A 22876-nucleotide genomic window follows, 5' to 3' on the forward strand; every position below is an offset into this window, starting at 1 on the left:
GTTGTCAGATGAGTGCCACCGCCGGGCCGTAGCCTGAGACGCAGCCGAGGCCGCATCACATCCTGCTTCGAAGCAGGTGAGTCCGGGCGGTCCTCGTGACAGTCTCAGCTACGACGTCGTGGAGGCATATCGTGCGAATCGCCCTTTTCGCCACCTGTCTTGCGGACACCATGTTCCCGCAGGCAGCGCAGGCAACCGTCACCATCCTGGAGCGCCTCGGCCACCAGGTCTGCTTCCCCGAGGGACAGGTCTGCTGCGGCCAGATGCACGCCAACACCGGCTACTTCAAGCAGGCCGCCAAGATCACCCGCAACCACGTGGAGACCTTCTCCCCCGTGCTCGACGGCGAGTGGGACGCCATCGTCATCCCCTCGGGCTCGTGCACCGGCGCGGCCCGTCACGAGCAGGGCCTCGTGGCCGAGCACGTGGGTGACACGGCCCTGGCCAAGCGGGTCGAGCAGATCGCCACGCACACCTACGACCTCTCCGAGCTGCTCATCGATGTCCTGGGCACCGAGGACGTGGGCGCCTACTTCCCGCACACGGTCACCTACCACCCCACCTGCCACTCGCTGCGCGTCGCCAAGGTCGCCGACCGCCCCTACCGCCTCCTCAAGGCCGTCGAGGCCCTCACCCTCATCGACCTGCCCGACGCCGAGGTCTGCTGCGGGTTCGGCGGCACCTTCTCCATGAAGAACTCCGAGACCTCCACCGCGATGCTCGCCGACAAGATGAGCAACGTGATGTCCACGCGCGCCGAGGTCCTGTGCGCCGGCGACTACTCCTGCCTCATGCACATCGGCGGTGGCCTGTCCCGCGTCAACTCCGGGGTGCGCATCATGCACCTGGCCGAGATCCTGGCCTCCACCAAGGACGCGCCCTTCGAGGGCAACATCTCCTTCGCCCCCAAGCACGTCCAGCACACCGGTAACTCTCAGCACACACAGGCGGTGGCACGATGACACAGGTATTTCTCGGCATGCCCCACACGGGCGGGTGGCGCACCGAGGTCGAGCAGCCCGAGGACACGCTGCGCTGGGGACCCACCTTCCCCGAGGGCGCGCACAAGACGCTGGCCAACACCCAGATGCGCCGCAACCTGGGCCACGCCACGCGCACCATCCGCTCCAAGCGCGCCGACCGCGTGTCCGAGATGCCCGACTGGGAGGACCTGCGCAACGCCGCGGAGGCCGTCAAGTTCGAGGTGGCCTCGCGCCTGCCCGAGCTGCTGGAGCAGTTCGAGGCCAACGTGACCGCCCGCGGCGGCATCGTCCACTGGGCGCGTGACGCCGCCGAGGCCAACCGGATCATCACCGACATCATCGCCTCCAAGGGCGTCGACGACATCGTCAAGGTCAAGTCGATGGCCACCCAGGAGACGAACCTCAACGAGTACCTGGCCGACCGGGGCATCACCGCCCACGAGACGGACCTGGCCGAGATGATTGTCCAGCTGGCCGACGACATGCCCTCGCACATCGTGGTGCCCGCGATCCACCGCAACCGCTCCGAGGTGCGCGGCATCTTCCTGGACCGTATGGAGGACGCCCCCGCGGACCTCTCCGACGACCCCAAGGAGCTCACGGCCGCGGCCCGCTCGCACCTGCGCAACAAGTTCCTGCACGCCTCGGTGGCCGTCTCCGGAACGAACATGGGTGTGGCCGAGACCGGCACGGTCTCGATCTACGAGTCCGAGGGCAACGGGCGCATGTGCCTGACCCTGCCGGACACGCTCATCACCCTCATGGGCATCGAGAAGCTCGTGCCTCGCTTCCAGGACGTGGAGATCTTCTCCCAGCTCCTGCCGCGCTCGGCCACCGGTGAGCGCATGAACCCCTACACCTCCATGTGGACCGGTGTCACCGAGGGCGACGGCCCCAAGGAGTTCCACCTGGTGCTCATGGACAACGGGCGCACCAAGACCCTGGCCGACCCGGTGGGCCGCCAGGCCCTGGCCTGCATCCGCTGCGGGTCGTGCATGAACATCTGCCCCGTCTACCAGCACACCGGTGGGCATGCCTACGGCTCGGTCTACCCCGGCCCGATCGGCTCGATCATCACACCCCAGCTCACTCAGGGGCTGGCCGACGACGACCCGGTCCACACCCTGCCCTTCGCCTCCTCCCTGTGCGGGGCCTGCGGCGAGGTGTGCCCGGTCAAGATCGACATCCCTACGATCCTCATCCACCTGCGGGCCCGCTCCGTGGACGTCAAGCGCCGCGCGGTGCCGGACGTGTGGGATGTGGCCATGAACGTCTCGGCCCCGGTGATGTCGAAGAGCTCGCTGTGGGCGGCCGCCTCGCAGACGGTCAAGGCCTCGGCGCTGCTGGGCGGCAAGGAGGGCAAGATCGGTGCCCTGCCCTTCCCGGCCTCCCTGTGGACCGGGGCGCGCGACCTGCCGGTGGCCCCCTCGGAGACCTTCCGCCAGTGGTGGAAGCGCACTCACCCCGAAGGCGAGACCCCTCTGAGCCAGGTCGTCGGCGCCCAGAGCGGCCGCGGTCACGCGGACGGCTTCCCGGCCGACCCGCCCCCGCCTCCTGGCAAGCCGGTGTCCGGCAGCGCGAGCGCCGACGGCGAGCCCACCCCGGCCGCGCTGGACGCACGCTCGGCCATCAACAACCCTGAGCCGATCGCCCCGGAGGCACCCGCCACCCAGGCCCCGGCCGGCTCGACCAGCGAGGAGGAGCTGTGATGGATGCGAAGTCCGCGATCCTGGCCCGCGCCCGCGACGCGATCTCGCGGTCCCAGACCCGACCGGTGGGGCCGATCCCGCGCAACTACATCCGCTCCGGGGAGAATCCCCCCGGCTCCAAGCCCGTCGTTGACGAGATGATCGAGAAGCTCGAGGACTACTCGGCCGAGGTCATCGTCGCCCCTAAGGACGCGGCGATCCTGGATGCCATCGACGAGCTGCTCGGCGAGGCGCGCTCCGTCGTCGTCCCCGCCGGACTGCCCGAGGACTACAAGAAGGCGGCAGCGCGCAACGGCCGCACCGTGGTGGAGGACTCCCGCGAGGAGGCCATCGCCACCCTCGACCTCAATGAGATCGACGCCGTTCTGACCTGCTCGCGGGTGGGCATCTCGATCTCGGGGACGATCGTCCTCGACGGCGAGCCGGACCAGGGCCGCCGGGCCATCTCGCTGGTGCCGGACAAGCACGTCGTGGTCCTGGAGCGCGAGACGATTATGCCGACGGTGCCGCAGGCCGTCGACGTCCTGGGAGAGCACCCCACGCGCCCGATGACGTGGATCGCCGGCGGCTCGGCCACCAGCGACATCGAGCTGGTGCGTGTCAACGGCGTGCACGGCCCGCGCAACCTGCGCGTCGTCATCGCCCACTGAGGTTCATCAAGACCGCTCTCACTCCGCGTCGCCCGATTGCTCACTGCTCGGGCGGCGCGGAGTCTTATCGTCTCTTCCCTGCTCCCGCAAGAGTTTCACGGGGATCAGGGCGAGGGGCGGACCGTTCCGCTGAGGCCTCCCGGAGTGGACGCCCACCGGATTTCCAAGGAGGCCGGGTTGACTGAAGGCCACTGGTGGCAGCGCGGAAAGGACCTCTTCTTGACCATCTCACTGACTGAGTCACCCCTGGCCCCCGACTACGACCGCTCCGCCATGACCACCGGGATCGTCCACATCGGCGTGGGCGGCTTCCACCGCGCCCACGAGGCCGCCTACCTCGACCGGCTCATGCGCCGGCGCGCCGGATCCGGCCCCGGCGGCGGAGCAGCCGCCGCAGCGGGCGGATCCTGCCTGGAGTGGGGGATCTGCGGCGTCGGCCTATTGCCCGGGGACGCCCGGATGCGTGACGTGCTGGCGGCTCAGGACCACCTCTACACCCTGGTGCTCAAGCATCCCGGTGGGCTGCGCGATCCAGCGGTCATCGGCTCGATCCACAACTACCTCTTCGCCCCCGACGACCCCGAGGTCGTCCTGGCCCTCCTGAGCGCACCGACCACCCAGATCGTCTCGCTGACGGTCACCGAGGGCGGCTACAACGTTGACGATGCCACCGCCGCGTTCCGCACTGAGGCACCCGGAGCCGTCCATGACGCCGAGCACCCGGGCGAGCCCACGACCGCCTTCGGCTACATCGTTGAGGCGCTGAGGCGTCGTCGGGAGGCGGGGATCGCTCCGCTGACGATCATGAGCTGCGACAACCTGCCCGGTAACGGGAAGGCGGCTCGCACGGCGGTGGTCTGCCAGGCCGCGATGAGCAACCCTGAGCTGGCGGACTGGATCGACGGGAACGTCGCCTTCCCCAGCTGCATGGTGGACCGCATCACCCCGCGCACCACGCGGGCTGACGTCGCCGAGCTGCAACGGGCACTCGGTGTGGAGGACGCCTGGCCGGTGGTCTGCGAGCCCTTCACCCAGTGGGTGATCGAGGACGACTTCCCAGCCGGGCGGCCCCCGTGGGAGGAGGTCGGGGTGCAGATGGTCGACGACGTCGTCCCCTACGAGCTCATGAAACTGCGTCTGCTCAACGCCTCCCACCAGGGGCTGGCCCACTGGGGGCGGCTGCTGGGGATCGAGTACGCGCACGAGGCCGCGGCCGATGCGGATATCGCCGCCTGGGTGAGGGCCTATCTTGAGCGCGAGGCGCGGGCCACCCTGCGCTCGGTGCCGGGGATCGACCTGGACGACTACATCAGCACGCTCTTCAAGCGTTTCACCAACGAGGCGATCGCAGACACGCTCTTCCGCCTGGCGCAGGACGCCTCCAGCCGGATGCCGAAGTTCGTCCTGGGCACGGTGCGCGACAACCTCACCGCCGGCGGGCCGATCCGCCTGGGAACGGCGATGGTGGCGGCCTGGGCGCTGGGCGATGAGGGCGTCGACGAGACCGGCAAGGCGATCGCCATCGACGACCCGCTGGCCGACGAGCTGCTGCTCCTGGCTGCCGCGCAGAGGTCCGGTCACGAGACGGCCTTCATCTCCCACGAGGGGGTCTTCGGGGACCTGGCGACCAACAAGCGCTTCCGACGCACCTTCGTCGAGGAGCTCGAGGCCCTGCGGCGCCAGGGGGCGCGGGAGCGTCTGCGAGCCCTGGCCGGCCACACCCGGGCGGCCTAGGCCCGGGCTGTCGGCCCCCGCCGTCCTGCGGTCGGGGACATTCGACGCGTCCGGGGACGTGCCGCTCCCGGCGGGGACATCGCGCGCGTCCGGGTGCAGGATTCCTGTCCCCGACGGCGTCGTATGCCCCTGGCTGGAAGGACACGCACCCGGCCGCGTGGATTGTCCCCCGCCGTCGAGCAGACGCCGCCTCACCGGAGAGACTGGCGCCTCGCAGAAATTAAGAATCTCTCCCTCCCGTTAGACGGATTGCTTAGGCTATCCTTGCTTCGGTGACCTTTGTCCCATAGCATGAGGTGGTTCGTGGACCTCAGTGCCGGCCACGGGGGCCGGCCGCCTCCACGAGCACTCCGCGCCGCGCGGAGCGTCCAGAATCCGACTCACCGATGAGGTTCCTATGGTCAAGCGCCAGCTGCCCAACCCGAGCGAGATCTTCGAGCTGCTCCACTTCAAGACGCCCGAGCTCAACCCCAGGCGTCGCCGCCTCGACGCCGCACTGACCACCTGGGACCTGCGCAAGATCGCTAAGCGCCGCACTCCGGCCGCGGCCTTCGACTACACCGACGGCGCCGCCGAGGGTGAGGTCTCCCTGCGCCGCGCCCGCCAGGCCTTCCGCGACATCGAGTTCCACCCCGACATCCTGCGCCCGGCCATCGACGTCGACACCTCCTGCGAAATCCTGGGCGGACGCTCGGCCATGCCCTTCGGTATCGCGCCCACCGGCTTCACCCGCCTCATGCAGACCGAGGGCGAGGTCGCCGGGGCCGGGGCCGCCGGCGCCGCCGGGATCCCCTTCACCCTGTCCACGCTGGGCACCACCTCCATCGAGGACGTCAAGGCCGCCAACCCCCACGGGCGCAACTGGTTCCAGCTCTACGTCATGCGCCAGCGCGAGATCTCCTACGGGCTGGTCGAGCGTGCCGCGGCCGCCGGCTTCGACACCCTCATGTTCACCGTGGACACCCCCGTGGCCGGGGCCCGCCTGCGCGACAAGCGCAACGGCTTCTCCATCCCTCCCCAGATCACGGCCGGCACCGTCCTCAACGCGATCCCCCGCCCGTGGTGGTGGTACGACTTCCTGACCACGCCCAAGCTGGAGTTCGCCTCCCTGAAGTCCACCGGCGGCACCGTGGGCGAGCTGCTCGACAACGCCATGGACCCCACCATCAGCGACGAGGACCTCAAGGTCATCCGCTCCATGTGGCCGGGCAAGATCGTCATCAAGGGCGTGCAGACGGTGGAGGACTCCAAGCGCCTCATCGACCTGGGCGTCGACGGCGTCCTGCTGTCCAACCACGGCGGGCGCCAGCTCGACCGCGCCCCCATCCCCTTCCGCCTCCTGCCCGAGGTGGTCCGGGAGGTCGGCAAGGACGCCACGATCATGGTCGACACCGGCATCATGAACGGCGCCGACGTCGTGGCCGCCGTCGCCCTGGGGGCCAAGTTCGGGCTCGTGGGCCGCGCCTACCTCTACGGCCTCATGGCCGGCGGGCGCGAGGGCGTGGACCGCATGATCGAGATCCTCTCCGACGAGGTCATCCGCACCATGAAGCTCCTGGGCGTCTCCAGCCTGGACGAGCTCGAGCCGCGCCACGTCACCCAGCTGACCCGCCTGACCCCGGTGCGCCCGAACGTCAAGGCCGCAGCCGACGCCCTGGGCCGCTGAGGGCCCCGACCCGCGCAGTCCTACCGACCTGCCCCTCCGCGCGTCGTCGGAGGAGTCCCCGTCATCCGCCCGGCGCGGCGGTACCCGGTGGCCCCGGAGAAGAGACCCCAGTGGTCACTTCTCCGGGGCCGCCGTCGTCTGCCCAAGAACCGGAAGCATGCCGGAAACAGGCCGGGCGCTATGGTCTGGGCACCATCACTTCTGACCTCGGCGACAGGTCTGTGCCCCCTCACGTCAGACGGAGCACCCGGCGCCCTGGATCACCCCTGCGGCCGGCCCCGAGTGGCCACCGCCCCGAGGAAGGGACAGCGCCATGGCACAGTCCGAGTCCGATTCGACGTCAGGCCCGATGTCAGACTCGACATCCGGCCCAATGTCAGCCCCCGCGACGGCGGTCAACGAGCGCGAGGACGAGCTCACCGGGCCCGGCCGTCTCATCTCCAGCCGGTGGCGGCCCCGCAGCCTGCGCACGACGCCGTCGAGGCAGGACCGGGGACTGTTCGGCCACCCCCGCGGACTGCCCTGGATGCTCAACGTGGAGATGTGGGAGCGCTTCTCCTACTACGGCATGCGCGCCATCCTTCTCTATTTCATCACCGACACGGTCGCCCGCGGCGGCCTGGGCCTGAGCGAGACCAGCGGACAGGTCGTCATCGCGCTCTACGGCATGGCCGTCTACTTCCTGGCCATCCCCGGCGGCATCTTCGCCGACCGCATCATCGGGCCCTGGCTGTCCACCCTCTACGGCGGCGTCGTCATCATGGCCGGACACATCTGCCTGACCATCCCCAGCGCCGTGACCTCCTGGACGGGAATCGTGCTGGTGGCCGTAGGCACCGGCTTCATCAAACCGAACCTGACGACCATCGTCGGCGGCCTCTACGACGACGATGACATCCGGCGCGACGCCGGCTTCCAGCTGTTCTACATGTCCATCAACGTCGGCGCCTTCGCCTCTCCTCTGCTGACCGGCTGGCTGCGCGAGCACTACGGCTACCACGCCGGCTTCTCCTCGGCCGCCGTCGGCATGGCCTTCGCCTTGGGCGCCTTCATCTACGGTCGCCACAAGCTCTCCGCCTTCGCCTTCACCGTCCCGAGCCCCATCCGCCCCCAGGAGCGCCGGCGACTGCTGCTGGGCTCCCTCGGCGTCCTGGTCGCCGTCGGCGCTGTCGTGGCCGCTCTGAAGGCGATCACCGGAAACCTGGTGACCACCGTCGCCACGGCGGGCCTGCTCGTGCCGGTCGGTGCGGCCGTGGCCTACTTCGTGGTCATGTTCCGCTCCCCGAAGGTCACCGCCCCCGAGCGCACGCACCTGCGCGCCTACATCCCCCTGTGGATCGGCGCGGTCCTGTTCTTCATGATTACCGAGCAGGCGGCCGGCAAGATGGCCACCTTCGCCGACTCCAACACGGATCTGCGGCTGCCCCTGTTCGGCTGGTCGATCACCGCGGAGGCCTATCAGTCTGTCAACCCCGCGGCGATCGTGATCCTGGCCCCGCTGATCGGCATGCTTTTCACCCGGAGGGCGGGCCGGTTCCCCTCCACCATCATGAAGTTCGTCATCGCGGTGCTCATCGTGGGGCTCTCGGCGCTCATGCTGGGCTACGGCTTCCAGATCTGGCCGGGCGGGGAGCACCTGTCCCCCTGGTGGTTCCTGGCGCTGGTCTACGTCATCCAGACCGTGGCCGAGCTGTTCCTGACCCCGGTCGGCCTGGCCACGACGACCGCCCTGGCCCCCAAGAGCTTCGCCTCCCAGGCGATGGGGCTGTGGTGGCTCAGCGTCGCCACCGGGCAGGGCGTGGCCGGCTTCGTCATCGCCCAGACCGAGAACGCCTCCGACGCCACCTACTACTACGGCCTGGGCGTGGCCACGCTGCTCATGGCCCTGGTGCTGTTCGCCGTCGCCCCGTGGACGCAGCGGCAGATGGCCGACGTCGAGGTCGCCGCGCAGGACTAGGCGCGGCTGCCGCCGATGGATCCCAGAGGGGGCCATGAGCGTCCCCGACTCGCCGACCTCATGGGCTGCTTCGCTCAGCCGCCTTCACATTCTCCCGAAATTGCCTCACGGTCGGGGTAGGGTGCGTGGGTACCTGTGGTTCGTACCGGACACTGACGGTCCGGCGGCACACCTCACCTGACCACAGGAAGGGAGAGTCTCATGTCAACGACCCCGACTCCCGTCGAGGACGATCTCGATACCGGTCGGATGATCGCCAGTCGGTGGCGACCCGCCACCCTGCGCACGACGCCGTCGAAGGAGGACCGGGGGCTGTTCGGCCACCCCCGCGGACTGCCCTGGATGCTCAACGTGGAGATGTGGGAGCGCTTCTCCTACTACGGCATGCGCGCCATCCTGCTGTACTTCATCACCGACACCGTGGCCGGCGGCGGCCTGGGCCTGAGCGCCAACTCCGGGCAGGTCATCCTGGCCTCCTACAGTGCGGCCGTCTACCTGCTGGCCATCCCCGGAGGCATCTTCGCCGACCGCATCATCGGACCGTGGCTGTCCACCCTCTACGGCGGCCTGGTCATCATGGCCGGACACATCTGCCTGTCCATCCCCACGCCCGCACTCGCCTGGACGGGGATCGTGCTGGTGGCCGTGGGCACCGGCTTCATCAAGCCGAATCTGTCCACGATCGTCGGGGGTCTCTACGATGACGACGACCCGCGGCGCGACGCTGGATTCCAGTTGTTCTACATGTCGGTCAACCTCGGATCACTGGCGTCCCCTCTGGTGACCGGCTGGCTGCGTGAGCACTACGGCTACCACGCCGGCTTCTTCTCGGCCGCCGTCGGCATGGGGGTGGCCCTGATCGCCTTCATCTACGGCCGCCACAAGCTCTCCGCCTTCGCCTTCACCGTCCCGAGCCCCATCCGCCCCCAGGAGCGCCGGAGATTCGTACTCGCCTCACTCCTGACCGTGGTGGCCGCGGCCGCACTCGTCGCGGTCCTCAGCGCCCTGACCGGCAGCCTGCTCGACGCCATCTCCACGACCATGCTCATCATCCCGGCAGGTGCCGCCCTGGGCTACTTCGTCCTCATGTTCCGCTCCCCCAAGGTCACGGCCCGCGAGCGCACCCACCTGCGCGCCTACATCCCCCTGTGGATCGGCGCGGTCCTGTTCTTCATGATCTCCGAGCAGGCGGCCGGCAAGATGGCCACCTTCGCCAAGGACAACACCGATGGCAGTATCCCGTGGCTCGGCTGGGCCATCACCCCCGAGACCTACCAGTCCATCAACCCAGCCACGATCGTGATCCTGGCGCCATTCATCGGTTGGCTCTTCACCCGGAGGGCGGGCCGGTTCCCGTCCACCATCATGAAGTTCGCCATCTCGGTGCTCATCATCGGGCTATCGGCCTTCATCCTGGGCTACGGCTTCCAGACCTGGACCGGCGGCGCGAATCTGTCACCCTGGTGGTTCCTGGCCGTGGTCTTCATCATCCAGACCGTCGCCGAGCTCTTCCTGTCCCCGGTGGGACTGTCCACGACATCGGCACTGGCACCCAAGAACTTCGCCTCCCAGACAATGAGCCTGTGGCTGCTGACGACGGCCACCGGCCAGGGGCTCGCCGGCTTCATCATCTCCAGGACGGAGCACGTCGCGAACTCCACCTACTACTACGGCCTGGGCGTCGTCACGGTCGCCGTGGCCATCATCCTGTTCATCGTCGCCCCATGGACGGAGCGGAAGATGGCCGACGTCGGGGTCACCTCCCAGGGCTAGTTCGCAGGACTAGACACGGCTAGGCCGCCGCGCGGTCGTAGGTTACGTCTCGGGTTCGTAGGTTAAGGGTACTGTGTTGTCTCATGACTTCTGAGAGTTTCGGATGTCATGACATCTGAGACACTGGTGGGGCGGGTTGCCTGGGGTTATGGGTAACTCGATTTCGCCGTCTCGGCGTGAGCAGGTCATAGGTTTTGACTCCAGGACCAGTGGGATGAGCGTGGAGGAGTTCTGCGCTCAGGTGGGTATCTCCCGGGCCTCGTTCTACCGGATACGCCGACGCGCTGAGCACGAGGGCCTGGCTGCCGCGCTGACACCGCGTTCACGGGCCCCGCGCCACCCGGCGCGGGTGTGGGACCAGGGCACTGATGAGCGCATCGCCCAGGTTCGCGCCGACCTGCTCGCCGCCGGCCGGGAGGCGGGTCCGGCCTCGGTGTGGTGGGTGATGAGCCAGGGCGCCAGCGTTCCGGCTCCCTCGCGCGCGACGATCGCCCGCAGCCTACGCAGAGCCGGCCTGGTGGTCCCCGCCCCGCGCAAGCGGCCCAGGACGTCGTACAAGCGCTTCACCCGCAGCGCGGCCAACGAGCTGTGGCAGATCGACGGCTTCCAATGGCACCTGGAGGACCATCTGGTGACCGTCTACCAGGTCGTTGACGACTGCTCGCGGGTCATCACCGCCCTGAGGGCCTGCTGGGGCGGTGAGAGCGTGGCAGGCACCCGCATGGTCCTTGAGGAGGCCTTCGCCACCTGGGGGCGCCCGGCGGCGATCCTGTCGGACAACGCACTGGCGTTCAACACCAGCCGCATCACTGGCCCGGGAGCCACCGAGAAGTGGCTGGCATCCCTGGGGGTGCGTCCCATCAGCGGGCGGGTGGGCCACCCTCAGACCCAGGGCAAGGTCGAGCGCTCCCACCAGCCGGCAGCCGCCTGGCTGCGCGCCCACCCGGCCAGCACCCTTGAGGAGCTCAACGCCGAGCTGGACCGCTTCACCAGCTACTACAACACCGAACGCCAGCACCAGGGCCACGGCGTCGCACTGACCCCGCTGAGGGTATGGGCTCAGACCCCCAGGGCGCTAGCCAGCCCAGCCCCCATCGACCTGGAGCGCCTACCAGCCGGCGGCGGCCCCATCAGCCTGCCCGACCCCGCCGATCCCGACCAGGCCGTGGACCGCGCCCGACGCACCGTGATGTCCAACGGGTGCGTGTCCTACAAGGACCGTGCACTGTCACTGGGCCAGACCATGCGCGGCGTCGAGGTCACCCTGATCGAGTACACCACGCGCCTGGACCTCTACGACCCCGACGGACGCCGCTTCGTGTCCCTGCCCTGGCCCCAACCCACCCAGAGGCAGCAAGGCAACCGCTCCACCATCGACACCAAGAAACCGCCCTACAGACTCATCCCGCTCCCACCCCGACGCCCCCGAACGTCTCACAGGTCATAACCCCAACCAGTGTCTCAGAAGTCATGACACCCAAACGTCTCAGAAGTCATGACCCCCAAATGTCTCAGAAGTGAGGAGACAGCACAGAGGTTAAGGGTACGAACCCGAGGGTTAACCTACGATCGCACGCCTCCGACTGCCACCGGCGGGCCGGCAAGGATGGAGAAGGGAACCGCCGTGAAGGACTACGCCTCCGGTGAGGAGCTCATCGCGGAGATCCGCAAGCGCGCTGAGCTGTTCATCGCCGAGTTCGACGACGTCCCCGCCTCCGAACTCCACACGCTCAAGGACGGGGTGGACCGCACGCCGGCGCAGATGCTCGCCTACCAGCTGGGGTGGATGGACCTGCTACTGGGCTGGGAGCGCGATGAGCAGGCCGGACGCGAGGTGGTCACGCCCGCTCCCGGGTACCGGTGGAACCGACTCGGCGATCTCTACAGCGCCTTCTACGAGCAGTGGCGTGACGCCTCCCTGCCCCGTCTTCAGGAGGCCTTTCGGGACAGGGGCGACGACGTCGTCGCCCTCGTGGCATCGCTGAGTCGCGAGGAGCTCTTCACCTCCGGGCAGCGGGCGTGGGCCTCCTCGACGCCGTCGGCCTGGCCGGTGGCCACGTGGGTGCATATCAACACGGTGGCGCCCTTCACCTCCTTCCGCACGAGGATCCGCGCCTGGAAACGCCACTGAGTGCCACCGAGCGCCACCGCGGGTAGGACACGATTCATGGGGGCCACCGACGTCTTCGGTGGCCCCCATGAGATCAGAGAGTGCTGACGTCACTTGGAGGTGATCGCCTCAGCGAGCTCCTCGAAGCAGCTGACGTAGGCGTCGATCGCCTCGTCCGTGTGGGTCACTGACAGGGTCCACTCCTCCTCGCGGCCCGGAGTCATGAAGATCCCCCGGTTCATGTTGAACAGCCACGCGAGCTCGGACAGCTCCGCGTTCTGGTGCTCCTTGAAGGACTCGTAGTCGACGACCTTCTTGGGGGAGAAGGTGACGCACCCCTTGCCGCCGACGCCCACCGCGTAGCCCGGAAGGTTGTAGCGCTCAATGACCTCCGTGCAACCCGCGAGAATGCGATCGTTGAGGTGGTCGAGGTGGGCGTATGCCTCCGGGTTGAGGACCTTCTCCAGGTTGGCCCGCACTGCGGCCATCACCAGGGGTTACCGTTGTAGGTGCCGACCTGGAAGACGGTGTGGTCCTCCACCACGGACATGACTTCCTCGGTGCCTCCGATGGCGCCCGAGGGCAGACCGCCACCGAGGGCCTTGGCCATGGTCACCAGGTCGGGAGTCACTCCGAAGCGCTGGGTGGCGCCGCCCGGACCGATGCACAGGCCGGTCTTGACCTCATCGAAGATCAGGACGACGCCATGTCGCCGGGTGATCTCGCGGACCTGCTCCAGATATCCCGGTTCCGGCAGCACGACGCCCAGGTTCATCATGGCCGGCTCCATGATGACGCAGGCGGGCTTACGCCCCTCATCAGTCAGCCGGATGATGCGGCGCTCCATGGCCTCGGCATCGTTGAAGGGAACCGGCACCGTCATCTGGACGGTGGCGTCGGGAATGCCGCCTCCGTAGGGCAGCGATGCCAGGTTGTCACGGTCACCGATCTTGTCGTACTCGACGCCGATCGAGACCATGACGGTGTCGTGGTGCCCGTGGTAGGAGCCGAAGATCTTCATGACCGTGTCGCGACCGGTGTAGGCACGTGCGATGCGGATGGCATCCATCGTGGACTCCGAGCCCGAGTTCGTGTAGCGCCACTTCGGCAGCCCCCACCTGCTCGAGAGGTTCTCCGCCACCGCCAGGGCGTCCTCGGTCGGGGCGGCGAAGTGGGTGCCCTTGCCGTACCGCTCCTGAATGGCTTCTCCGATCACCGGGTGGGCATGCCCCTGAAGCATCGATCCGAAGCCGTTGTGGAAGTCCCACATCTCGTTGCCGTCAACATCCCAGACCTTCGGCCCCTGCCCCCGTTCGAGGTAAATGGGCCAGGGCTCGCGCAGCTGGTACGAGGAGGCGACTCCGCCGGAAAGGCTGTTCCTCGCGCGGTTGTACATGTCGCCGGACCCCTTGGTCCGTTCATTGAGGCGCTTGGACTCGATCTCCGTCAGCTCAGCGACTCGCTCCATGTTGATGCTCATTGGTCACTCCTTCGTGGTCCGGCCTGGCGTCCACATATCGTGCGTTTGATTACCGGCGCATCGATCAGCTGTGGCCGTCGATACGATGACAATGTGATTCCTCTCAGCTCCTTCCGCCGGCCTGGCGCGGAGTGAGCTGTTTTCATGTGTGTGTTCGCTCCGGTTCACTGCATCTATGACGCAGCACGGAGCTGGGAGGCTTCACCATCGTCCTCCTCTAAGACAGTTGCCACCTTCAACTCCTCGGTGACAGCGTCGGATCGTGCGATCACCTCCCCGCGGAAGAAGGCCGGTGCTCGGACGTACTGTACGAGCATCAGTACCACGCCCAGGAGAATGAGGGCGAGGGTGAGGACGAAGACGAGACCGACGCCGAAGACCTGCGATCCCGACCCATACTCCGGGTCTAGGGAGTCCTTCAAGGTCAGGCCGAGGAGCGAGAAGAGGATGAGACCCCCAGCCCCGGCGAGACCAGCATGAAGAAGAAGTTCCTCACCGAGCGGAACCACTGTCCTCGAAAGTACCACACCGCGGCGAAGGCGGTGAGCCCGTAGTAAAAGGCGATCATCGCCCCCAGGGTCTGAACCGTGTCCCACAGGACGGAGGTGGATACGAAGCGCAGCAGCGTGTAAAAGGTCGAGGCGGCGATCGCCGAGACGACTGTTGCGCGCCCGGGAGTCAGGAAGCGCGGAGAGATCTCACCGAGCTTCTCCGGCATTGCTCCGTAATACCCCATCGACAGGAGGGTGCGGGCGGGAGAGACGAAGGTGGACTGCAAGGACGCCGCCGACGAGACCAGCACCGCCGTCGACAGGAGGATCGCGAACGGCCCCAGAACCGGCCTGGCCAAGGCGAAGAAGACATTGTCCTGGATCGCAGGATTGCCCAGCCCTATCCCGTCCTTCCCCAGACCGGCGAACATCATGGATCCGATCGTGACGAACATGTACACCGAGACGATGGTCATGACGGTGAGCACGGCGGCGCGCCCCGGGGTGGAGCTGGCGTCGTCGGCCTCCTCATTGACCGTCAGCGACACGTCCCAGCCCCAGTAGATGAACAGGGACAGGGAGACGCCCGCCACAAAGGTCCCCAGCGAGTCGACGGCGAAGGGATTGAACCATTCGAGCTTCAAGGGCGTCGGATTGACAGCGGTGCCGGTGAAGTAGCGGTAAATCGCCACCGCGCCGAAGCCGAGGAACACCGTCAGCTGAAACCCCACCAACCAGTACTGGAGCTTCTGGGTGGTCTGCATGTCGCGATACGCGATCCAGGTCGCCAGCGTGATGAAGACCAGGCAGGTGAGGGTGTTGACCCATACGTTGTCGGAGAGATCCGCAATGGCGGGCCGGCGAGTCACCTGTGCGAGCAACAGGTAGAAGAAGTCGACCGCGATGGCCGCGAGGTTCGACAGGACGACGACGGTGGCCACGATCAGCCCCCATCCGTTCATCCACCCGATCCACGGACCGAAGGCGCGGGTCCCCCAGGTGAAGGAGGTGCCCGAGTCGGGCATCGCCGCATTGAGCTCTCGGTATCCGAAGGCGACCAGGAGCATCGGGATGAACCCGACGAGGAAGATCGCCGGCACCTGTTCGCCCACTTCTGAGGCGGTCGGCCCCAGTGCGCCGGTGAGGGTGTACGGAGGCGCGATGCAGGACACGCCGATGATGATGGCGCCGAGCAGGCCGACAGAGCCCTCAGCCAGTCCCTTCTTGGACAGCCCGCCTCCAGAGCTGGTGGTCGCGGCGCTCATGTTCCACCTCCGACGTCGGCCGGATCAGCCGGGACGGCGACGAGCGGCACCGGCAGGACCCGCAGGATCTTGTTGGCGTCCGGCCCCAGGAACAGGCGCCCGCTCTGGGCCAGGCGCGCCGACCCCAGGAAGGCCAGCTCATTCCTGCTCCACTCCATGGCCAGCACGGCGGCGCTCATGGAGTGGGCGTGAACGATCTGGACACGCTGATCATCCAGTCCGGTGAGATCCAGGCGCACCTCGGCGAGCAGGGACTCGGTCCGCTTCTCGATCTCCGCGGTGTCCTGTGAGTCCCCGGTGGCCACCGTGACGAGACGCAACGGGACACCGGCTCTGTCTGCGAAGGTCCTGGCCTTACTGAGCACTCCCCTCCACCTACCGGACTCGCCCAGCATGACCGTGATGCGTGAGAGCCCGTCGAGAGGGGCGTGCCTCATGCCGCGCGGGGACAGAGCGACAGGAACAGTCGAGGAGTTGAGCAGCGTCTGCCCCACGGAGCCGAGGGACACCCGCCCCAGGACCCCGTGACGGCCTCCGCCGGCTACGAGCAGGTCGGCCTTGAGCTCCTCGGCCGAGGCGATGATGCCCTCGGGGAAAGAAAGGCTGTACCGCAGGTACTTGCTCACCGGCACACGAGGCCGATGCTCCTCCATGATCTCCGACATCCAGTCGTCGACCTGCGTGGCGACGACGTCCTGGAAGGCGTGATCGGTGACGTCAAGGACGTAGCGTCCCCCGCCGCCCTTGACGACGGTGACGAGATCGAGTGGGCACGAGAACGCTTCAGCGAGAGACACCCCTAGGTGGTAGGAGTCTCGACCGCCGAGCGAATTGGTGAAGGCCGTCAGAATGCGCATGGGGGTGACCTCCTGTTCGCTTCCGGGGCGTCACAGGGCACTCATGACGTGCTTGATACGTGTGTAGTCCTCCACGCCGTAGACGGAAAGGTCCTTGCCGTAGCCGGACCGTTTGAAGCCGCCGTGCGGCATCTCCGCGACGAGGGGGATGTGGCAGTTCACCCAGACGCAGCCGAAGTCCAGGTCCCTGCTGAATCGCAGGACACGCTGGTGGTCGGTCGTCCAGATGGACGAGGACAGGGCGTAGTCCACGCCGTTGGCCAGGGCCAGGGCCTCGTCGTCGGAGGAGAACTCCTGAACGGTCAGGACCGGCCCGAAGATCTCCTGCTGCACGAGCGCGTCATCCTGCTTGAGCCCTGAGATGACGGTGGGCGCGTAGTAGTAGCCGCTCTCACCGACGCGGTGGCCACCGGTCAGCAGGTGGGAGTGCGCGGGCCGCTCCTCAACGATCTTCTGCACGGAGGCGAAGTGGCGGGCATTGTTCAGGGGTCCGTAGAACGCCTCCTCCTCGGGGATCGGACCGGTGCGCAGGGACTCGACGTGACGCACCAACGCGTCGGTGAACTCCTTGGCCACCGAGGCCTCGACCAGGACGCGGGTGGCGGCGGTGCAGTCCTGCCCGGCGTTGAATATCCCTGCGGCGGCGATGCCCTCGGCGGCAGCCTCGATGTCGGCATCGGCGAAGACGACGGCGGGGGCCTTGCCTCCCAGCTCGAGGTGAACGCGGGTCACGTTGCCGGCCGCCTGTTCGGCGAGATCCGAGCCCGCGCGCACAGATCCCGTGAGCGCAACCAGCCCGGGCACCGGATGAGCGCTCATGAGGCGCCCGGTCTCGCCGGTGCCGAGCACCAGGTTGAAGACCCCGGGAGGGAGGATCTCACTGGCGATCTCAGCGAAGACGATAGCGCTCTCGGGCGTGTTCTCACTCGGCTTGAGCACCACCGTGTTGCCTGCGGCCAGAGCGGGCCCGACCTTCCAGATGAGCATCATGAAGGGGTAGTTCCACGGAACGATCTGCCCGACGACGCCGATGGGCTCACGGCGAATCTGCGAGTTTAGACCCTCGGCGTACTCCCCCGAGGCGACACCCGACTGGAGACGGGCGGCCCCGGCGAAGAACCGCAGCTGAGAGGCCCCTGTCACGACTTCCTCCGCCCGGATCATCTCGGCGAGCTGACCGGTGTTGCGGCGCTGAGCCTCGACGAGACGGTCGGCGTTGGCCTCCAGGGCGTCGGCGAGCCGGAGCAGGAGCATCTGCCGTTCCGCCGGCGTTGTCAGCCGCCAGCTCTCGAATGCCTTGAGGGCGGCGTCGTAGGCGGCGTCGACATCGGCGGAACCCGAGACCGGGCACTGCGCTACGACCTGTTCCGTTCGAGGATCCACGACGTCGAACGTGGCATCGGTGGCTGCCGGAATAAATTTTCCGTTGATAAAGTTCTGGAGGAGAGGAAGGCTCATGTGAATCACTCTGCTTCTTGGCTTCGGCGGGACGTCGGTGTCGGGGTGAGAAGTTTCGAGAGTCGAAAGAAAGGAGACGACTCGGGCCTCTACTGCCCAAGCTCACGCAGGACCGGCGCAGGCCGCATCGCCGCTAGCGCCCGACGCACCACAAGTCCTGTGACAACAACGCGGGCTAAGGTCCTAGGTGACGGCGTAATAGTAAACACACACCACCAAGTATGTCGAACATCACGTTCCACACTTCAAGGAATCGCATCAAAACGCGGAAAAGTCACCCTTGTGCGAGATGACAAACCGTCACTCCGCCCAAAAATGTAACGCACACCACAAATTCGCCCGCTGCTCGGCATCCTCGATGTCGACGCCGAGTGCCCTCCTCAGGCGCGCAAGACGTGCGGGGACGGAGTTTCGATGCACCCCCAGACGCTCGGCGATGCGCTGCACCGCCCCGGCCTCGCTGAGGTAGATCCTCAACAGCTCGAGCAGCTCGGGCTGATCGGCGACGCCCCCGAGGCGAGCGCGGGCGAAGGCTTGGGCCCGCTCCTCGTCCAGGAGGTCCGTGACCGACGGCAGTCCCGAGGTCTCCCAGCACACCGCCTGTCCGAGCTGCCGAGTTCCGGTGCAGACGGACAGCGCCTGCTGTGCGCCCCGCGGCAGATCAGTGACGCCGACAGGACCGCTGACGCCGATCCGCATCCGCTCCGTCCAGGGCGTGACGCTGCCGTCCTCAAGAAGGGAGGGAACGCGCTCGACCTCACCGAGGATCATCAGGCGGGTCCCGCCCCGGTCCGTGCGCCACAGAAGCCGCTCCCCCACCGGAGCCCCCCGACTCTCGACGAGCAGGCGGGCCAGCACTGTGGAGAGCCCAGCAACGTCAGCACTGCCACCCTCGAGGCAGACAACCCGCCACTGATGACCACCACCGGTAGCGGGCACCGATCGCCGCTCCGGAGACGGCAGGCGTGTGAGGACGAGCTCCTGAACCTGGTCCGCCAGCGCCAGCCCCTGCGCGATGTCACCCGCCAGGAGATGCCGGGTGGAGGCCCCCACGAGCTGGAGGAGCCATCCGGTGAAGGCCTTGGAGGACTCGGCGATGAGATTCAGAAACGACCAGGCGAGATCGACCCCCAGGGTCTGAGCGCGCGTGAGCGTCTCGCGCTGAACGGTCGCCAGGTAGCGCTCGGGCTCGCCGGTGATGCCGACCGGGCGGACGACCAGCCGCATGTCGCCGAGGCCGACCGCCCCGGCTCCTCGCATCCCTCCCGGACGGATCCTGTCGATGCACTCGGCGACCTCGTCGTCGATTCCCGTCGCCTCCGGCCCGAAGGGACCGACCACGGTGCGTCCCGTGGCATCCCGCAGGGACACCTCGCCCCGGAGGATCGAGGCCAGGGCGCGCATGATCGCGCTCTGGTTGTCCTTGGCGGCAGCACGCGTCAGCTGTTGCAGGACCAGGGTCTCCTCGTCTCCCGCCCCCTCGGCACCGATCTCAGGCTCGGTGGCCTGAAGCATGGCCCCAACCTCGCGGCTGATGGAGGCGAAGGAGACCTCGAGGGGGACCTCGATGAGATTGAGACGCCCGGCCCTGCAGGCCTCACGCAGGTCCTCGGGCACGGTGTCGAAGGCGATGCCGGTCCCCAGTCCGAGAGCCGCGACTCCCGCCTCGACCAGTGATGCCACGTACTCCCGCCACGTGGCCGCCTCCGCATCGGCCATGACAAGACCCGTGGTGAGAACGAGCTCGCCGCCCTCGAGGTAGGAGGCCGGTTGGAGGAGCTCGGTCGCGACGACCCAGGTGACCGCGGCGTGCGGTGCGGGCAGAAGCACCGCACGAACCCCCAGGTCCGCTCCTTCGATGAGATCCGACACCAACACCATGCCTGGATTCAAACACTGTTCTATGCATCACGCACAGGATTCGCGAGATTTTGTGCATTGGGCTTAGGTGCTCAGACCTAGAGGCGGGCATAACCTGAGACGGAACTCATAGCCGAGCACGTTTCTACGACTACCCGGAGCGCCCTGTTCCGCGGCAGATCTCCGCCCGTCACGACACACTGTGAGGTCCATATGGCAACGCTGCCCCAGACCATTCATCTCGCCACTCCTCTGCCCGGTCCCGAGGCCCGCGCCCTCGACGAACGCGCAGGTACCGCACTCCCACGCGCCCTGACCGCCGCCATGCCGACATTCGCACGGCGTACGGACCGAGGCGTCCTGGAGGACGTGGACGGCAACCGTCTCATCGACTTCGGATCCGGCATCGCGGTGACAACCGTGGGCGGGGCGGCGGCGCCCGTCGTCGCTGCAATCCAGGAGCAGGCCGAGAACCTGACGCACACCTCCTTCGCCGTCACGAGGTACGCCGGATACGTCGAGGTCGCCGAACGCCTGAACGCCCTGACCCCGGGCAGCTTCCCGAAGAAGACCGCGCTGTTCAACTCCGGGGCGGAGGCCGTCGAGAACGCCATCAAGCTCGCACGCAAGCACACCGGCCGCCAGGCAGTGGTCTGCTTCGACCACGCCTTCCACGGACGCACCTCCCTGACCATGGGACTGACGGCCAAGGTCGCCCCCTACAAGGGCGGCTTCGGCCCCTTCTCCCCTGAGCTCTACCGGGTCCCCGGCTCCTACCCGTACCGCGACGGACTGGACGGCGAGGCCGCCGCCGAGCGCACGATCAGTCAGATCGAGAAGCAGGTGGGGGCATCCTCCGTCGCCGCCGTCATCATCGAGCCCATTCAGGGCGAAGGCGGGTTCATCGTGCCGGCGCCCGGCTTCCTCACCGCGCTCCAGCGCTGGTGCCATGACAACGGCGCGGTCTTCATCGCCGATGAGATCCAGTCGGGAATCGCCCGCACCGGGGCGTGGTTCGCCTGCGACCACGAGGGAGTCGTTCCCGACCTGGTGACGACCGCCAAGGGCCTGGCCGGAGGCACCCCCTTGTCGGCGGTCACCGGTTCGGCCGAGATCATGGACTCCGCCGAACCGGGCGCCCTTGGCGGCACCTACTGCGGTAACCCCCTGGCCTGTGCCGCCGCCCTGGCGACCCTGGACATGATCGAGGAGCACGATCTCCTGGGACGGGCCCGCACGATCGGCGAGACCGGCATCCGCCTGATGGAGCAGTGGAAGGCGAAAGACCCCCGTATCGGCGAGGTCCGGGGCAAGGGCGCCATGATGGCTCTCGAGCTCGTCGACCCCGACTCGCAGAAGCCCGATGCCGCACTGACCGCCGCCGTCGCGCAGGCCGCGCGCTCACGCGGTCTGATCCTGCTCACCTGCGGCACCTACGGCAATGTCATCCGCCTCCTGCCACCGGTGACCATGCCGGACGAGCTGTTCGCCGAAGGCATGGAGATCCTCGAGCAGGCGCTCCGAGACCAGCCCTGATCCCCTCTTCCACCCACGTCTTAAGGCCGCACCGGCCCCGGATCACGCTGATCCACCCGACCGACCCAGGAGGTAGCTCCATGCCCTCGACCCCTCACCCCCTCACCGATGCACGGGCGCAGCTCGCCGAGGCGATCCAGTTCCTCGGCTTCGACGACGGAATGCGCCGCATGCTTGAGACCGCCCGTAAAGAGGTGACGGTCGCCATCCCACTGCGACGCGACGACGGCACGATGGAGCTGCATATCGGCCACCGCGTCCAGCACAACATCTCTCGCGGCCCCGCGAAGGGAGGGATCCGTTACTCCCCCAACGTGGACCTCGACGAGGTCCGAGCGCTGGCCATGTGGATGACATGGAAGTGCTCTCTTCTCGATCTGCCCTACGGCGGCGCGAAGGGAGGGGTCCAGGTGGACCCCCGGGCCCACTCGGAACGAGAGCTCGAGCGACTGACCCGCCGCTACACCTCGGAGCTGATCCCCCTGATCGGCCCCGACAAGGACATCCCGGCTCCCGATATGGGGACCGACGAGCAGACCATGGCCTGGATGATGGACACCTACTCGGTGGCCACCGGGCACACGGTTCTGGGAACCGTCACGGGCAAGCCGGTCAACCTCGGCGGGTCACAGGGGCGGGCCGCCGCCACCTCCCGCGGCGTCGTCTACTCCGTCCTCAACGCGATGAAGAGCATCGGAGTGAATCCCTCGCAGGCCACCGCGATCGTTCAGGGCTTCGGCAAAGTCGGTCGCGGCGCTGCCCGCTTCCTCCACGAGGCGGGCGTGAAGGTTCTGGCCGTGGCGGACGTCTACAGCACGATTCGCAACGACAAGGGCATCGACATCCCCGCACTCGAGGCCTTCGTGGATGAGACCGGCACCGTCGACGGGTTCCCCGGCGCGGACCCGATCCCTGCGAGCGAGCTGTTCGCCGTCGCCTGCGACGTCGTTGTTCCTGCAGCGGTCGAAGGGGTCATCACCGAGCAGACCGCGCCATTGATCGACGCCAAGCTGGTCGTTGAGGGCGCCAACGGCCCGACGACACCCACGGCCGACGCGATCCTGGCCGACAAGGGGATCCTGGTCGTACCGGATATCCTCGCCAACGCCGGTGGCGTCATCGTGTCCTACTTCGAGTGGGTACAGGCCAACCAGTCCTACTGGTGGACCGAGAAGGAGGTCAATGAGCGCCTGCGCACCAGGATGGACAAGGCCTGGAACGAGGTCACAGACTTCTCCAGGGAGCACGGACTCTCGCTGCGCACCGCCGCGACGACGATGGCCGTCAAGCGCGTCGCCGAGGCCCACGTCGCCCGCGGTCTCTACCCGTGATGCGTGGCAGGCGACA

At 67.6% G+C, this 22876-nt stretch carries 18 protein-coding genes; 11 read left to right on the plus strand and 7 right to left on the minus strand.

The genetic code is table 11. From position 1 onward, the window contains the following. The first annotated feature begins 131 nt into the window (after nt 1–131). From AXE84_RS02480 to AXE84_RS02520, 9 genes are all read left to right on the plus strand, one after another. Nucleotides 132–962, plus strand: a complete 831-nt coding sequence (locus AXE84_RS02480) for a (Fe-S)-binding protein (protein ID WP_060956704.1) — start codon at nt 132–134, stop codon at nt 960–962. Continuing rightward, nucleotides 959–2692, plus strand: coding sequence for a LutB/LldF family L-lactate oxidation iron-sulfur protein (locus AXE84_RS02485; RefSeq protein WP_060956705.1), 1734 nt, complete (start codon nt 959–961; stop codon nt 2690–2692). The genes AXE84_RS02480 and AXE84_RS02485 overlap by 4 nt, the downstream gene beginning before the upstream one ends. Then, a complete protein-coding gene (locus tag AXE84_RS02490; protein WP_060956706.1) occupies nt 2692–3342 on the plus strand; it encodes a LutC/YkgG family protein in 651 nt (216 codons plus the stop codon). The genes AXE84_RS02485 and AXE84_RS02490 overlap by 1 nt, the downstream gene beginning before the upstream one ends. A 273-nt stretch (nt 3343–3615) precedes the next feature. Then, nucleotides 3616–5076: a mannitol dehydrogenase family protein gene (locus tag AXE84_RS02495; protein ID WP_236750206.1), complete on the plus strand. Its 1461-nt coding sequence runs from the start codon at nt 3616–3618 to the stop codon at nt 5074–5076. 397 nt (nt 5077–5473) lie between these two features. Continuing rightward, nucleotides 5474–6742, plus strand: a complete 1269-nt coding sequence (locus AXE84_RS02500) for an alpha-hydroxy acid oxidase (protein WP_060956707.1) — start codon at nt 5474–5476, stop codon at nt 6740–6742. A gap of 373 nt (nt 6743–7115) precedes the next feature. Continuing rightward, nucleotides 7116–8699, plus strand: coding sequence for a peptide MFS transporter (locus AXE84_RS02505; protein ID WP_208854569.1), 1584 nt, complete (start codon nt 7116–7118; stop codon nt 8697–8699). A 201-nt stretch (nt 8700–8900) separates the two neighbouring features. Then, nucleotides 8901–10472, plus strand: coding sequence for a peptide MFS transporter (locus AXE84_RS02510; protein ID WP_060956709.1), 1572 nt, complete (start codon nt 8901–8903; stop codon nt 10470–10472). Between the two features lie 214 nt (nt 10473–10686). Continuing rightward, a complete protein-coding gene (locus AXE84_RS02515; protein ID WP_060956710.1) occupies nt 10687–11919 on the plus strand; it encodes an integrase core domain-containing protein in 1233 nt (410 codons plus the stop codon). Nucleotides 11920–12096: 177 nt separating this feature from the next. Continuing rightward, nucleotides 12097–12603 carry a ClbS/DfsB family four-helix bundle protein gene (locus AXE84_RS02520; protein WP_060956711.1) on the plus strand — a complete coding sequence of 169 codons (507 nt, stop codon included), beginning with the start codon at nt 12097–12099 and terminating at the stop codon, nt 12601–12603. 89 nt (nt 12604–12692) lie between these two features. Here the strand turns inward: AXE84_RS02520 and AXE84_RS13160 are convergent, their stop codons facing one another. The 7 genes from AXE84_RS13160 to AXE84_RS02545 all read right to left on the minus strand — a co-directional run bounded on the left by AXE84_RS13160 (nt 12693) and on the right by AXE84_RS02545 (nt 20014). Then, nucleotides 12693–13070, minus strand: a complete 378-nt coding sequence (locus tag AXE84_RS13160) for a hypothetical protein (RefSeq protein ID WP_236750108.1) — start codon at nt 13068–13070, stop codon at nt 12693–12695. Further along, nucleotides 13070–14062: an aspartate aminotransferase family protein gene (locus tag AXE84_RS02525; RefSeq protein ID WP_236750109.1), complete on the minus strand. Its 993-nt coding sequence runs from the start codon at nt 14060–14062 to the stop codon at nt 13070–13072. The genes AXE84_RS13160 and AXE84_RS02525 overlap by 1 nt, the downstream gene beginning before the upstream one ends. 173 nt (nt 14063–14235) lie before the next feature. Further along, on the minus strand, nt 14236–14571 hold the full coding sequence (locus AXE84_RS13165) for a hypothetical protein (protein WP_236750233.1): 336 nt from the start codon (nt 14569–14571) through the stop codon (nt 14236–14238). After that, the gene (locus AXE84_RS02530; protein ID WP_236750110.1) at nt 14487–15818 is read right to left on the minus strand and encodes an APC family permease; all 1332 of its coding nucleotides are present in this window, start codon (nt 15816–15818) and stop codon (nt 14487–14489) included. Before AXE84_RS02530 ends, AXE84_RS13165 begins: the two co-directional genes overlap by 85 nt. Then, nucleotides 15815–16675 (minus strand): universal stress protein, encoded by an 861-nt coding sequence (locus AXE84_RS02535; protein WP_060956712.1) that lies wholly within the window; start codon nt 16673–16675, stop codon nt 15815–15817. Before AXE84_RS02535 ends, AXE84_RS02530 begins: the two co-directional genes overlap by 4 nt. 30 nt (nt 16676–16705) lie before the next feature. After that, on the minus strand, nt 16706–18133 hold the full coding sequence (locus AXE84_RS02540; RefSeq protein ID WP_060956713.1) for an aminobutyraldehyde dehydrogenase: 1428 nt from the start codon (nt 18131–18133) through the stop codon (nt 16706–16708). Between the two features lie 300 nt (nt 18134–18433). Further along, on the minus strand, nt 18434–20014 hold the full coding sequence (locus tag AXE84_RS02545; RefSeq protein ID WP_060956714.1) for a PucR family transcriptional regulator: 1581 nt from the start codon (nt 20012–20014) through the stop codon (nt 18434–18436). Nucleotides 20015–20206: 192 nt separating this feature from the next. Between AXE84_RS02545 and gabT the strand changes: the two genes are divergently transcribed. Beyond that, nucleotides 20207–21529: a 4-aminobutyrate--2-oxoglutarate transaminase gene (gabT, locus tag AXE84_RS02550; protein ID WP_010614462.1), complete on the plus strand. Its 1323-nt coding sequence runs from the start codon at nt 20207–20209 to the stop codon at nt 21527–21529. Between the two features lie 80 nt (nt 21530–21609). After that, entirely contained in the window at nt 21610–22860 is a 1251-nt protein-coding gene (locus AXE84_RS02555; protein ID WP_060956715.1) for a Glu/Leu/Phe/Val family dehydrogenase, read from the plus strand. Nucleotides 22861–22876 lie beyond the last annotated feature (16 nt).

Source organism: Actinomyces oris, assembly GCF_001553935.1.
GTDB lineage: Bacteria > Actinomycetota > Actinomycetes > Actinomycetales > Actinomycetaceae > Actinomyces > Actinomyces oris_A.